This is a genomic window from Myxococcales bacterium, from assembly GCA_016716835.1.
Taxonomy (GTDB): domain Bacteria; phylum Myxococcota_A; class Polyangia; order Haliangiales; family Haliangiaceae; genus JADJUW01.
Genome location: JADJUW010000001.1, coordinates 294,591 through 308,976, shown reverse-complemented (window position 1 = coordinate 308,976; position 14,386 = coordinate 294,591). Strand labels below are relative to the sequence as shown.

9 protein-coding genes and 2 pseudogenes are annotated in these 14,386 nt (G+C 61.8%); 7 read left to right on the top strand and 4 right to left on the bottom strand.

Features of this window, described 5'->3' with window-relative positions; all coding sequences use genetic code 11:
* Nucleotides 1-64 precede the first annotated feature (64 nt).
* Entirely contained in the window at nucleotides 65-1,132 is a 1,068-nt protein-coding gene (locus IPL79_01275; protein ID MBK9069631.1) for a hypothetical protein, read from the top strand.
* Between the two features lie 715 nt (nucleotides 1,133-1,847).
* Here the strand turns inward: IPL79_01275 and IPL79_01270 are convergent.
* Nucleotides 1,848-2,714 (bottom strand): LysR family transcriptional regulator, encoded by an 867-nt coding sequence (locus IPL79_01270; protein ID MBK9069630.1) that lies wholly within the window; start codon nucleotides 2,712-2,714, stop codon nucleotides 1,848-1,850.
* Nucleotides 2,715-2,823: 109 nt separating this feature from the next.
* Between IPL79_01270 and IPL79_01265 the strand changes: the two genes are divergently transcribed.
* Nucleotides 2,824-4,032, top strand: coding sequence for a metallophosphoesterase (locus IPL79_01265; protein ID MBK9069629.1), 1,209 nt, complete (start codon nucleotides 2,824-2,826; stop codon nucleotides 4,030-4,032).
* Nucleotides 4,033-4,044: 12 nt separating this feature from the next.
* Nucleotides 4,045-4,821: an alpha/beta hydrolase gene (locus tag IPL79_01260; GenBank protein MBK9069628.1), complete on the top strand. Its 777-nt coding sequence runs from the start codon at nucleotides 4,045-4,047 to the stop codon at nucleotides 4,819-4,821.
* 3 nt (nucleotides 4,822-4,824) lie between these two features.
* Here the strand turns inward: IPL79_01260 and IPL79_01255 are convergent, their stop codons facing one another.
* Entirely contained in the window at nucleotides 4,825-5,124 is a 300-nt protein-coding gene (locus IPL79_01255) for a CBS domain-containing protein (protein MBK9069627.1), read from the bottom strand.
* Between the two features lie 105 nt (nucleotides 5,125-5,229).
* Nucleotides 5,230-6,193, bottom strand: a pseudogene (locus tag IPL79_01250) (cystathionine beta-synthase).
* A gap of 139 nt (nucleotides 6,194-6,332) precedes the next feature.
* Here IPL79_01250 and IPL79_01245 point away from each other — a divergent pair.
* From IPL79_01245 to IPL79_01235, 3 genes are read left to right on the top strand one after another with little or no spacing between them, the layout of a single operon-like run.
* Nucleotides 6,333-7,667 (top strand): lanthionine synthetase C family protein, encoded by a 1,335-nt coding sequence (locus IPL79_01245; protein ID MBK9069626.1) that lies wholly within the window; start codon nucleotides 6,333-6,335, stop codon nucleotides 7,665-7,667.
* Between the two features lie 13 nt (nucleotides 7,668-7,680).
* On the top strand, nucleotides 7,681-8,454 hold the full coding sequence (locus IPL79_01240) for a class I SAM-dependent methyltransferase (protein ID MBK9069625.1): 774 nt from the start codon (nucleotides 7,681-7,683) through the stop codon (nucleotides 8,452-8,454).
* A gap of 38 nt (nucleotides 8,455-8,492) precedes the next feature.
* Entirely contained in the window at nucleotides 8,493-9,290 is a 798-nt protein-coding gene (locus IPL79_01235; protein MBK9069624.1) for a DUF481 domain-containing protein, read from the top strand.
* A gap of 13 nt (nucleotides 9,291-9,303) precedes the next feature.
* Here the strand turns inward: IPL79_01235 and IPL79_01230 are convergent, their stop codons facing one another.
* Nucleotides 9,304-10,524, bottom strand: a complete 1,221-nt coding sequence (locus IPL79_01230) for a hypothetical protein (protein ID MBK9069623.1) — start codon at nucleotides 10,522-10,524, stop codon at nucleotides 9,304-9,306.
* A 202-nt stretch (nucleotides 10,525-10,726) separates the two neighbouring features.
* Between IPL79_01230 and metH the strand changes: the two are divergent.
* Nucleotides 10,727-14,373: pseudogene (gene metH, locus IPL79_01225) on the top strand (methionine synthase).
* Nucleotides 14,374-14,386: the final 13 nt, after the last annotated feature.

Below are 14,386 nucleotides of genomic sequence, written 5' to 3'. Positions count from 1 at the left end.
CGCACTCGCCACACGCCACCGCGTGCACTGGTGGCAAGTTTCCACCCTGCTTATCGTAACCGCCATGCTGACCACGGCATGCGGCGATCAAACACTACCTGACGATATGGACGCGGACCCTTACCCAGCCGTGCCTGATGTGCTTACGGTCGATCGAGATGCAATCATCGACCGCGCGCGCGCAGAAATCGCCGCCGCGGTCCCACAGGCCGATACGACAGGCGAGCCGACCTGGCTTATGTTTGACCAGTTTTCCGTCGCAGGCTTTTTGGGGCACGTAGATTGGAGCCAACTCTACGTCGTGTGGGAGCTGCCAGATGAAGATCATATCGCTTACACAGTCGAAGGTGCTGGTGCGCTAGCGTCAACGGCGGTTGGCGCTCGCCTGCTGCTCAACGGCGCGACCGATGTGGGAGCAAGCGTCATGAGGATGGTCGAGTTTACATACCTCGACAAATCCATCCCACCTTTGCAAACCTACGCCTTTGTTGACTCAGGCTTAGTTACATTTGCGGATGACCTCCCCACTAAATCGATGCAGGCTGTGCTGGATGGTGCCGTAGCACAGTACCCCGCGATGACGTATGAACTTCTGGAGCTCGTCGGTATCGCCTCCCTCGAGATTCCACAGGCGCAACTGTCATCCGCCCTCGCCTACTTGCGCGAACAGCCTGGCGTTATCGGCTCTGAAGTAACCTATGAGCAGTATGCTGGCGTCTTTTATGGTTCGCCAGCGAAGACGGTCGCATCGAGCCAAGCCGCCATCGATTTGCGGCCATACCTAGTATTTACCGGTGACCGACGCGAGCAATTTGTTTTTTATGAAGCGCCAACGCTTGCCGCACCGTTTGGACCAGGGCCTGTAGTAGGGATAGGCGAAGGCTTGGTCGTCGGCTACGGCGAAGGTGCCGATGCAGCCAACGGGTACGTTGCAATGGTCGCCGACGGTTATGAGCAAGCGCGCTGTTTGGCGACGATAGCGGCCCAATTCCCCGAACTAACACTGTCTACGTTTGCCGCGAGTGACCTGCGCGTCACGGGCGATTCGCAGCGCGTGGTCTATGAGTCGATCGCCACGATCACAACGTATCCATTCGTTGCGACCGTTCGGCCCGCCGGCAAGGATGAGTGAGAATTAGAATTAACAAGCCACGCCGTCACACGACGGCAGCGGCATCCGCTCGGTACCCACTGAAGCGAAACTGGCCGCCTCCGCGCGTCGTGAACCGAGGCCCGCGATGGCCGAATCTAGACTTATGTCAGATTTAAATCGCTCGTTTGTAGGTGAAGGACGAAATTAAGGAGAGAGATTAATCAGACTTAATAATTAAGTATTGGAACAATTTTATGATTACACTCACCAGCAATTAAATAGTTACGTGACAACTGAATCACAATTCTTAACTGGACATCAAAAAATGATTGAACACCTTAAATTTAAGAGACAGAGTGCGGCCCGAAATGAAGAAAAAAATTAATCGCAAACTCCAATTCAAATCCATCGCAACCGAGAGGCTTGCCCCGGCCGCCGGCGCGTATGCAGGGGGGTCGACGGCTGCACCTTGTGGCCAAACAAAGTGGCAGTGTCCGTCTGTTGGTTGTTCTGGTGGTTTTTATAATACCTGTTGGAATTGCCCCACTAGGGAAACAAACACCTGTCAACCGTAGGGACGTCAACGCACCCCTGCTCGCATACATCCAAGCAGAATTACCCAGGTTGGGATGCGAAAAGCTCCGCGCATCTGGCAGATGCACCGTGCTAACTAAGCAACGGCGTTGCATCGGTTCGGCGCGGTAGCAAGGATGCGAAAAGGCGACTTGCAAAAAAAGCGCCGAACTACTTCAAGCTAACGCCGCGCGGCGGCCGCGACGTCGCTGCATAGGGCAGCAAATACGCTGGCGCTGACGCGTTCGTCGTCGCAGACGGCGATGACATTGGTATCAAAGCTAGGGTGGCCCGCATCGGCGAGCGGCTCAAAGCGGCCAATTAGTTCTTCGCGCTGCAAATAATGTGGCAGGCACACGATGCACGAGGTGTCGCGCAGCAGGCCCTTTAGAGTCTCAAACTGCTGCACTTCAATTTGCGGCCCGGCGCCAGGTTGAAACTGCATCGGCAAGAGGCGCCGCCGCACCAGGCCTTGCCGCGACAGCAAGCTCCAAAATACGTAGCGAGGGGGCTCCTGGCTTTCAGCGTTGGTGCGGACAAACGAAAACGTCACCTGCCCCACCGACTCGCTGTGCCAGTTGGCGGGCGGCGTGACCGGCCCCAAGAAGAAACCAACATCGTAGGTGCATTGATCGGCAAACTCGCGCGCGTATTCGCTCGATATTGTAAGGACGCGCAGCCGATCGACGCCGAGCGCCCCTGGGAGCGCCGCCATGCCATGGACGATCAGCGGATCAAAGGCTACCGCGAGCTGGTGATCGGTCCGCCGATCGGCGAGCGAGAGCCCACCGGCACTTTGCACCGCGCGCTCGAGCTGGCGCTTAAACGTAACCGCGGCGGGGGTGATTTCGAGCGCCGCGCCCTTGCGCAAAAACAACTGGCCGCCGAGCGCGTCCTCGACCGCGCGCACCAGCTTACTTAACTTGGACGTGCTCACGCCGTGCTGTTCGGCGACGACGCTGAGCGAGCCGCTTTCGAGGACGGCGAGCAAAAGGCTGAGCTCCTCTAACGTAAACGCTCCGAGCTGCATCTGCCCACCGAGTTCCATTGCGCCAACCACCCTAGCCTATCGCGCGCCGAGCGGAAAGCGGTAATGGATTGGCCGGGGCGACGAACCCACCCACGGGCTCCTTGGTTATTACGTCGTTGGTGTTAGGGTGCCCGGGCAGCTCATGTTGTCGCGCGTGCTCTTTACGGTGGTCAGCCTGACAATTCAGGGCGCCTTCTACTACTTCGTTTGGCGTCGCCTGATCCGCAACACGGCGATGCCAACCGGGCAGCGCCGCCTCGCCGCGACGGTGCTGTGGAGCGGCTATGTCTTATTTCCGCTCACCATGTGGAGCAATGCCCTGGGCCTAGGCGACGTCGCCACCTGGCTAGGTTGGTTTGTCTTTCCCATGACGGCTTTTGTGGGGCTAACCGCGGCCTTTTTGCTGATAACGGATTCGGCGCGTTTGTCGCTATGGGTGGGTCGCCGACTCGCGCGCAAGCACGCTGCCCCGTCGCCTGCTGGTCCCGTCGATCCAGCGCGCCGAGAGTTTCTCGCCCGCGCAACCGGGGCCTCGGCGGTTGCGGTCGTAACCGGCGGCATGGCGTATGGGTCTGCGCATGCGCTAGGCGAGCCGGTGATCGAACGCGTAACGATAGCGCTGGATCGTTGGCCCGCGGCGCTCGCGGGGCTGACGATCGCGCACATTACCGATTTGCACGCCGGTTTTACGATCAGCCGCGACTACGTCCAGCGCGTCGTCGATCGCACCAACGCCCTGTCACCAGACTTGATTTTTGTAACCGGCGATATGGTCGACGGCCAGGTGGCCGTTATTGGCGACCGCACCGCGCCGCTGGCCGGCCTCCGCGCCCGGCTCGGCATCTTTGGCGTTACTGGCAACCACGAGTACTACTCGGGCGCTGACGAGTGGATTGCCGAATTTGAACGCCTTGGCATTCGCATGCTGCGCAACGAGCACGTCATCATGGAAGAACGAGGCGCGCGGTTCTTAGTGGTCGGCATCGACGACCACATGGCCCGCGCCTTTCCCGGCCACGGGGCCGATATCAAAAAGGCTATGCGAGGTGCGCCGCGCGATATTGCCGGGCTCCTCTTGGCGCACCAGCCCAAGCAAGTCAAGTCGGCCATTTTTCGCAACCTCGACCTACAACTGTCCGGGCATACCCATGGCGGCCAGGTGTGGCCTTGGCATTTCCTTGCGGCGGCGCAACAAGACGGCTTGCTCTCCGGCCTCTACAAGCGCGAGGGCACAACGGTGTATGTCGGCCGAGGCGCGGGGTATTGGGGACCGCCCATTCGCGTCGGCTCGACGCCTGAGATTGGCCTCTTGTCCTTGGTGCCAAGCAATTCGTAGTACGCTTGGCGCATGACGTCGGTGTTTGACACGGTGCAGTTTAATGAACGGCTGTTTTTCCCGCGCCCAGATGGCAGCTCCACGCCAGCCAACGCCACCGATTTGATGTTGCCCGTCGCCGAAGGCGTGGCGCTTCACGCCAGGTGGCATCATCCGCTCGCGCAGCCTGCGGCGACCTTCATCGTGTTTCACGGCAACGGCGAAATCGTCGCCGACTACGATCGCGTGGCCTTGCAGTATCAGGGCGCGCTAGCCTGCAACGTCGTCATCGTCGATTTTCGCGGCTATGGCCGCAGCCAGGGCAGTTCGACCTATCGCAATTGCATCACCGATGCGCCGCTCGCCGTGCGCGCGATCGCGGCGAAGCTGCAAGCCACGTCGGCGGGACGCCTCATCGCCTTGGGTCGCAGCTTGGGCGGCGCCTGCGTCGCGGAAATCGCCCGCACCACGCCGCCGCTGGTCGACGCGATCGTCATGGAAAGCGCGGGCGCTGAGCCGCTGGCGCTGATTGCGCGCCGTGGGCTGCGCGTCCCGCCAGCGCTGTCGCCTGCGGAGACGGCCGCCTTCGATGCGCGGCCTAAGCTCGCTGCCTGGCAACTGCCTGCACTCGTTTTGCATGGCGCCCAAGACGAAGTCATTTCGCCCGATGAAGCCCGCGCGAATTTTGCGGCGCTGACAACCAAGCACAAGCAGCTCACGCTCGTACCAGGCGGTGGCCACAACGACTTGTTCGGTGACGCTGCCTATTGGGAAGCCCTGCGCGCGTTTGTCGCCACGCTTTCGACGTGACGTCTACGCCATTGGCTTGGCGAGCAGCTCGATGAGATCCATCTTGGTGACAAGGCCGAGCAAATTGCGCTGCTGGTCGACCACGAGCGCGACCTCGCCGCGTTCAAACATGCGAGGCAGCTCGCTTGAGCTAGCCGTAGTCGCAACCGTTGAAACCTGACGCACCATCACCTCGCCGACAATGGTGGTGGCAGTGATGCGATTATTCACCAGGCTGTGCAGCATATCGGATTCGGTGAGAATACCGACCAGCTTGCCCTGATCGAGCACCGGCAGCTGGGAGATGCCGTACTTCTTGAACATTTCCGTCGCTGCCTTAACCTTGGTGTCGACGTCGACCGTATGCAACGTGGTGCGCCCGAGCGACGCCAGGACATCGCCGACGGTGCCGACCTCCCAATCGCTGCGCAGAAAGCCTTGCTGACGCATCCAGCGATCGTCGACGTGCTTGCTGAGATAATTGCGCACGTTGTCGGGCAGGATGACGACGAGGCGCTGGCCCGGCTTCATGTCTTTGGCGACCTGCATCGCCGCCCACACCGCCGACCCGCTGGAGCCGCCGCACAGCATGCCCTCTTGGCGAATGAGCTGGCGCGCGACGCGAAAGGAATCGCGGTCGTTGGTCTTGATCCACCGGTCGACGAGCGAGCGATCGAGCACGTCGGGAATAAAATCGTAGCCGATGCCCTCCACCTTATAGCTCTTGATTTCGCCCGGACCGGCCAAGATCGAGCCTTCGGGATCGACGCCTATGATCTGACAGCCTGGGATTTCTTTTTTTGATAACGCGCGCGACGCCGCTGATCGTGCCGCCGGTGCCCGCCGTCATCACGATGGCATCAAGCTTGCCACCGGTCTGCGCAATAATCTCGCGCGCCGTGCCCTCGGCGTGCGCGCCCGGATTGGACGGATTGCTGTATTGATCCAAGATATACGCGTTGGGAATGGCGTCGCGCAGGCGCTTGGCGACGCTAATGTGGCTTTCTGGCGCGTCCCACGCCGCTTCGGTCGGCGTGCGAATGATTTCAGCGCCCAAGGCCTCGAGCACCACTTGTTTTTCTTGGCTCATCTTCTCGGGCATGGTGATGATGACGCGATAGCCGCGCACCGCGGCCGCCATCGCAAGCCCGATGCCGGTATTTCCCGATGTCGGTTCGATAAGTGTGTCGCCAGGCTTAATCCGACCGGATGCCTCGGCGTCGAGCAACATCTTGACGCCGATGCGGTCCTTGATGGAGCCGCCGGGGCTGACGAACTCGCACTTGGCGAGCATTTCACCGGGCAGCCCCTTGCCGACCCGTGCCAAGCGCACCAGCGGCGTCTGGCCGACGGCTTCAAGAATTGAGTCAAGCACGGCGGTTTGGCGATCCATGGCGCTGCTATACCAAAGCCGCCATGGTTTTCCTAGCGCGCAGACGTGCGCGCAGCCCATACATCCGCCCCCACGGCGAATTCCGATTGCGGCCTTGGGTGTCTCGGCAAGGCCGCTATTGTTCTGTTACCATTTTCGTATGAAAGCCGCGTCGCCTTGGCGTCCACTACTGACCGGGGCGAGCGCCGAGAGGGCGCGCGCCATTATCGACGATATTGCCCTCGGGGTGCGGCAAAGCGCCGACGCGATCGACGAAGCGTCGGCAGCGACCAAGGGGACGGACCACCCGTGGCATATCTTGTTGCCTGCCTATCGCTGGGCCGAGGACAATCAGCGAGAAGACGATGCCGCATATGTCGCGGATGGCTTGGAACGTTTTGCGGCGAACATCGTGGATCGCGGTTTTTCGACGTCCTTGTTCAGCGGTGTTGGGGCGCTAACGTGGCTGCATGCACATCTTACCAACGAACTTTTTGAACCGGCCGACGAAGAGGCGGAGGCGCACACCGACGACGACGCCGCGGTCGGCGAAGATGCGGCGGCCTTGATTTTGGCGCGTCTGCGCGCGATGCCCAACGCCGACTACGATCTCATCAGCGGCCTGGTTGGGGTCGGCATCATCGGCCTTGAAATGGCAAACGCGCCCGAGCACGAGCAAATTGTCACCGAGGTGCTCGGAGCGCTGCATAAACGCAGCCTCACCGATGACCTCGGTGGACGCTACTGGCTGACCTCGCCCGAGTTGTTGCCGCAGTGGCAACGAAAAATCGCACCCGAAGGTTACTACAACCTCGGCTTGGCGCATGGCATGCCGGGCGTTGCGGCCCTCGCGGCGGAATGTCATGCGCGCGGCCTCGCAACCGATCTGAGCGCGTCGCTAGCAACCAGCGTGGTGGATTGGCTATTGCGGGCGCGCAAAAAAGACAGCACGCCGGGATTCTCGGGTTGGATCGAGGTCGGCTCGCAGAATGCCGGAGGCAGCCAGCTGGCCTGGTGCTATGGCGGCCTCGGCGTCTCGGCGACGATCCTGCGCGCGGCACAGGTGTTTAACCGCAGCGATTGGCGACAGCAAGCGATCGAAATCGCCCGGGCGTGCGCAAGCGCGGCGCAAGTCGCTCCCCCCCTGCGCGACCATGCCCTATGTCACGGCAGCGCGGGCAACGCCCACGTATTTAATCGCCTCTATCAAGCCACGGGCGACGAACCCTTGCGCGAGGCCGCCCTCGCGTATTTTGAGGCCACGCTGGCGGCGCACCGTCCAGGCGAAGGCATTGGTGGCTACCAAGCGTGGGGCACGATCGGCCAGACAGACTTTGAGTCATTAGGGCATCAGCAAGGCTTTGTCGATGATATCTCGTTGCTGACTGGCAGCAGCGGCATCGGGCTAGCCTTGCAAGCCGCTGTTTCTCAAACCGAACCCAATTGGGATCGCGCGCTTATGGTCAACACGACGCCGATGGCCCCAACCCGCTAGGCAAAGGATCCTCATGCAGCGCGCGCATTTTGACGTACAAACCTGGGGCGAAGACGAAACGTCGGATGCTTACGCCAAGCTCACCGAGGTGCACACGCATCATCGTTGGGTGAACATGTACGGCAGCCTCAAGCACCTCGGCGACGTCAACGGCAAGCGCGTGCTCGATCTCCCCAGTGGCGAGGGAAAGTACTCGTTGCATCTGCTTAGTCGCGGCGCCGCCCACGTGACGTCGGTTGACTTGGCCGCCAAGATGATCGAGCTAACTGCCAGCCGGCTCACCGGCGCTCAACGCTTGCGCTGGCACGGCGTCGTCGCGGATGCCGGCGTGAGGCAAGCCTATGCGGCCCAGCCGTTTGACGCCTCGCTGTCAAATTTCATTTTTGAATACTGCGCCGACGTCGAGGCCTTGCGGCGCGTCGCGAGCAACCTCTTTTTGAACCTCGCGGACGGTGGCCGTTGCGTGATTACCCACGCGCCTGGCGCCGAATTGCCCGAGGACCGCGCCCATGTGATCGCCACGGTGAATATCCACGCCACGGAGCTGACGCCAGCCATCGCGCCTGGCGACCTCATCAAGATTCGCTATCCAAACTGCAACCTCGAATACGAGTGGTATTATTGGCCGACCGACGCGATCGCAGAGGCGTTAGCCAGCGTCGGGTTCGCCGACATCAGCATTCACCGGGTCGAACTCGATCCCAGCTACCACGGCGACGTTGACCTTAGGCGCTTCGCCGCGCATACCGGCAATCGCCACATAACCGCTAGCAAACCCGCGCCGTAGCCAGCGCGGCCCCAACTTTGTCACCTAGGAGCCTCACCATGTCTAAGCCTTTCCGCCCGCATCTCGACCTGGTCGTGCTGGTCGCCGCGTGCGCGCTCGCCGCGTCGACAGCCCACGCGCAAATCGTCAACGTCCAATCGCAGATGAAGAATATTTCCGACGGCGTGTCCGGTACCGCCGAGGGCGGCCTGGAGCTCAAGACCGGAAGCGCCGGCATGTTTGTCATCAACGGCTCGGTGCGCGTGGCCTATAAATTTGGCGACAACTTGCTGTTTGCCATCGTGCGCGGCGACTACGGCAAGATCTATCGGACCGATCCCGATATAACGATCGAGGCCAAACACTTCGAGCACCTGCGCTATCGGCGCGCCCTCGCCAAACGCTTGACCGCAGAGGCGTTTGTTCAACACGAGGCTGACCGCTATCGGCGCCTGACCACGCGCGCGCTCGCGGGCGCGGGGCCACGCCTCAATCTCGTGGCCCACAAGCACGTCGAGGCATTCTATGGCCTGGCCTACATGTTTGAATTTGAGCGGCTGGCTGACGACGAGGAGATCGATGCCGGCGACACCCAACGCAACCATCGCTTGTCGACGTATCTCGTTGCCAGCGTGAGCGATGGCGACGCACTAAGGCTATCGGAAGCGATCTACGTGCAACCCAAGCTTGCCGACCCGGCGGACATTAGGGTGCTCTCGGAGCTTAGCCTCAAGACCAAGATCACCAAGGACGTCGCGTTTAAGACCTCCTTCGTAGTCGCGTACGACAGCGCACCACCCGCTGCGATTAATGGTCTCGATACGACGCTGGAAACTTCGATTGAGGTCGCGTTTTAGGCACCGCGGCTGATTACAAGACGAAGTTAAACAGCATAAACGCGGGCACGACGATGGCAACGAGGCCCGCCCATAGCCATTTGTTGCTGTCCCACACCTTTTTTCCGGTCATGGGTTCCACCGGCAATATGTCCGATAGGGCCATGCCCGTGCAGGCGAGGGTCGCGATCTGAAAAAACACGGTTGGATAGACCTGATTGAGCAGAAAAAATACGGTGGCTAGGCCCAGCGCAATGAAGATCATGAGCACGCTCATCTTGATCATGCGCGACTTTTCCTCGGCGGTTTTGGCGGTATTGAGCTCAAAGCCAACCGTGCTCAGCGGATTGCCCAGCACCGCGCTGCCGACGCACAAGAGGCCGCCTGAGAACCAAAAGCGGTATTCGCTTGCGATCTGATACTTGCGCTCATAGCCGTAGCGAACCCCGGCGCGCAGCAAGTAGAACATCGAGACCAGCACCTCTTGCCGGGCCAGGGCGCTGGCCTTCAAGGTAAGGCCAAACGCGGTGAAATAGACGGCGCCACCATAAACGAGCGCGCCAAGCGCAATGTGGCCGAGCTCGGCCGGTCTCACGTTGAGGCCAAAAAAGTTTACAACCTTGCGCGCGGTGTTGACCTTTTGGCCGTCCTTGGCTTTTTTCTTAAAATAGTCGGCGACGATCCCCTTAAACAGGGATTGGATGAGCGCGATCAACGTCTTCATCAAAAACGGCCAAAACCCCATGGCCGTCGCCGTGGCCGCCGCGGCAACCACGGGCACGGCGGCCGGCGGCACACCAAGATCAGCGAGCGGCGACTCCGCGGGGCCTTTGAGCTCCACGTTGGCGCCGCTGGCAAAACGCTCTTTGCGCGACTGGCGCTTGGGCAAGCGGGTTCGTGGCGTCGCGGCCTGCGGCGCCGCCGCGGCCACGTCGGGCGCCGGCGCGCCCGCGGCGTCGACCACCGCGGTTGCAGGCGCGGCATCTATAAGCGCGTCGGGCAAGGCATCGATCATGGCATCGGTCGGTGCGGCATCTGGCAGCGCCGCATCGGGCAACGCCCCAGCCGAAGTTGGCGCAAACCCACCACCTTCATCGGCGAGCAGGCTTTCGGCCTGGTCGATTAGATCTTGCGTATTCTTGCCCTTGGGGCGCTTCTTCGTGGTCGGTTGTGCCGCGGCCGTTAAATACCAAAACAGCCACGCGCCCATCAGCGCCGCCAAAAACACTTGGGTGACGAGTATGGCGCGTTTCATCGGGTGCGACGCTTCCCCACAACCACTAGGCAAATCATCGCGATATCGTAGCGAGACGCGCCAGGCTTGGGAAGCGAGCCGCGCGGCGATTCGATGGCTGCTGCTCGGCGGCCCACGACGCTGCGGTAGGGCGGCGGTGGCGCCGACCTACGGACCCTGGACCCGATGCCAAGCGCACCAAACAATGGTAAGTCCTTGGGCTATGGCAGTTTCGTACCCACCATCCGGCGAGGCGCTGGCTGAGCTCTTTGAACGCCGCATCGTGCTGCTCGATGGCGCCATGGGTTCGATGATTCAAAAGCTGGGGCTGGCCGACGAGGACTACGCCGGGGCGCGCTTTGCCAGCCACCCGATTGCCCTCAAGGGCTGCTCGGACATCTTGTGCCTGACGCAGCCTGGGGCCATCGAGGACATTCACTATCAATACTTTCGCGCCGGCGCCGACATCGTCGAGACCAACTCGTTTACCGCGACCTCGATTGCGCTCGCAGATTACGAATTAACCCACCTCGTGCGCGAGCTCAATCTCGCCGCCGCCCATGTTGCGGTTGCGGCGCGCGATCGCGCCATGGCCGAGGATGGCAAGCAGCGCTGGGTCGCCGGCGCCATTGGGCCAACTAACCGCACCGCGTCGCTGTCGCCCGACGTCAACGATCCGGGCTTTCGCGCCGTCAACTTTGCCCAACTTGTCGAGGCCTACACGGCGCAAGCCGAGGCGCTGCTCGACGGCGGCGTTGACTTGCTATTGCCCGAAACCGCCTTTGACACGCTGAACCTTAAAGCCGCGCTGTTTGCGATCGATGGGGTGTTTACCGCGCGCGGCAGGCGCGTGCCGGTGATTGCATCGACCACCATCACCGATCGCTCGGGGCGCACGCTCTCGGGGCAAACCATCGAGGCGTTTTTTCAATCGGTGTCGCACATGCCGCTGCTGAGCGTCAGCATCAACTGCGCGCTCGGCGCCGAAGAGATGCGGCCTTACGTTGCCGCGCTCGCGACCATCGCGCCGACCAACGTCGCCTGTTATCCCAACGCCGGGCTGCCCAACGAGTTTGGCGAATACGACGATACGCCGGCCTCGATGGCAAAAACGCTGGGCTCGTTTGCCGAGGCGGGCATGGTGAACTTAGTCGGTGGCTGCTGCGGCAGCACGCCAGCGCACATTGCAGCCATCGCGGCCGCCATGGCCGACGTCGCACCTCGGCGGCGCGCCACCCCGCCGCACTACCTTCGCCTCTCGGGCCTTGAGCCGCTCACCGTCACGCCGCAGACCAATTTTGTCATGATCGGCGAGCGTACGAACATTACCGGCTCCGCTGCATTTCGCCGTCTAATCCGCGAAGACAAGTACGACGACGCGGTCGCCGTCGCGCGCTCGCAAGTGGAAAACGGCGCCAACGTCTTAGACGTCTGCATGGACGAAGGCATGATCGACGGCGTTGCCGCGATGCGCCGCTTTCTCAACCTGATTGCCGCCGAGCCAGACATCGCCAAAATTCCGTGATGATCGACAGCTCCAAGTTCGAGGTCATCGAGGCCGGCTTGCAGTGCCTTCAGGGCAAAGGCATCGTCAACTCCATTTCGCTTAAGGAAGGCGAAGCCAGCTTTCTCGCCCAGGCGCGCACCATCTTGCGCTATGGCGCCGCCGTCGTGGTGATGGCGTTCGATGAAACCGGCCAAGCCACCGATGTCGAGGGCCGCCTGCGCATCGCGCGCCGCGCCTACAAGCTGCTCACCGAAACCGTCGGCTTCCCGGCCGAAGACATTATCTTCGACCCCAACGTGCTGACCATTGGCACCGGCATGGACGAGCACAACGACTATGCCAAGAGCTTTATCGACGCGGCGCGCGCGATCAAGGCCGAATTGCCGTTGATGAAGCTCTCGGGCGGCATCTCGAATCTCTCGTTCTCGTTTCGTACCAGCCCGGTGGTGCGCGAGGCGCTGCACTCGGTGTTTCTCTATCACGCCATCGCCGCCGGGCTCGACATGGGCATAGTCAACGCGGGCCAGCTCGCGCTCTACGACGAGCTGCCCCGCGACCTCAAAGAACTCGCCGAAGACCTCGTGCTAAATCGCCGCGCCGATGCCACCGAGCGCATGCTCGCCTACGCCTCGAATGCCACGGGCGCCACCGCCGAGAAAGAAAAGACCGATGCCGCGTGGCGCAGTGAGCCGCTCCCCAAGCGCCTGGCCCACGCGCTCATCAACGGCAACACCGATTTCATCGACGTCGACGTCGCAGAGGCGCTGACGGTTTATGCCAAGCCGCTCGATATTATTGAAGGCCCGCTCATGGACGGCATGAACGTCGTCGGCGAGCTCTTTGGCAGCGGCAAGATGTTCTTGCCACAAGTGGTCAAGAGCGCGCGTGTCATGAAAAAGGCCGTCGCCATCCTAGAGCCGCTGATGGAGGCCGAGCGCGCCGCAGGCCTAGGCCAGGCCAAGGGCAAGATGGTCATCGCCACCGTAAAGGGCGACGTCCACGACATCGGCAAGAACATCGTCGGCGTGGTGCTGCGCTGTAATGGCTACGAGGTGATCGACCTAGGTGTCATGGTGCCGACCCATACCATCTTGGATCGCGCGGTCGCCGAGGGCGCCACCGTCATCGGCCTCTCAGGCCTCATCACACCCTCACTCGACGAGATGATCGGCGTCGCCAAGGAAATGGAACGCCGCGGCATGAAGGCCTCGCTGCTCATCGGCGGCGCGACCACGTCGGGCAAGCATACCGCCGTGAAAATTGCGCCTGCCTATAGTGGCCCCATCATCTATGTGCCCGATGCCTCGCTCGCCGTCGGCGTCATGACCAAGGTGCTCAGCAGCGAGCGCGAGCCTTACTTTCAAGAAGTGCGCGCCAAGCAAGATGAAATGCGGGCGCAACATCACAATGCCACCAGGCGCCCGCTGCTGCCGATCGACGAAGCGCGCCGCCGTGCGCCGTCGCTGGTGTTTGACAACACGACCATCCCAACGCCAAGCGCGACCGGCATCAAGAATTTGGACTTGCCGCTGGCCGAACTCGCCGAATGGATCGATTGGACGCCGTTTTTTCACACCTGGGAGCTCAAGGGCCGCTATCCGCAAATTCTTGAGCATGCCAAGTATGGCGAGGAAGCGCGCAAATTGCTCGCCGATGGCCGCGCGCTGCTGAAGCAAATTATCGCCGAGGGCAGCCTGACCGCCAAGGCGACGTATGGGCTCCTGCCGGCGCATCGCGACGGCGATGCGGTGGTCGTCACTCACGAAGGCAAACAAACCACGCTGCCCTTCCCGCGCCAGCAGGAAGAAAAAGACCAATGCTTTTGCTTGGCCGACTTCATCGCGCCGTCCGCTGCCGCCGGCGATCACCTCGGCATCTTTGTCGTCACCGCCGGTCACGGCAGCGAGGCCCTAGCGAAGCGATATCTCGCCGACCACGACGACTATCACGCCATCATGAGCCAGGCGCTCGCCGACCGCCTCGCCGAGGCCGCCGCCGAATGGCTGCACGCGCGCGTCCGCCGCGAGTGGGGGTACGACACCGGCGCGATGCTGACTCCACAACAAATTCACGACGAGGCCTATCGCGGCATCCGCCCCGCCTTTGGCTATCCCGCCTGCCCTGATCACGCGCCTAAGGAATTGCTGTTTGCCTTGCTCGGCAACGCCGCGCACCACGGCGTGTCGCTCACCGAGAGCTTTGCGATGTCGCCCGCCGCTTCGGTTTCGGGCGTGTATTTTGCGCACCCCGCGGCAAAGTATTTTGGCGTCGGCCGCATCGGCGACGATCAGCTTGCCGCGTACAAGGCTCGCCTGCCCGAAGCCTTGCGCGGCCGCAGCACCCTCGACGGCGCATTTGCCTGAGCGCTTGGCCCAA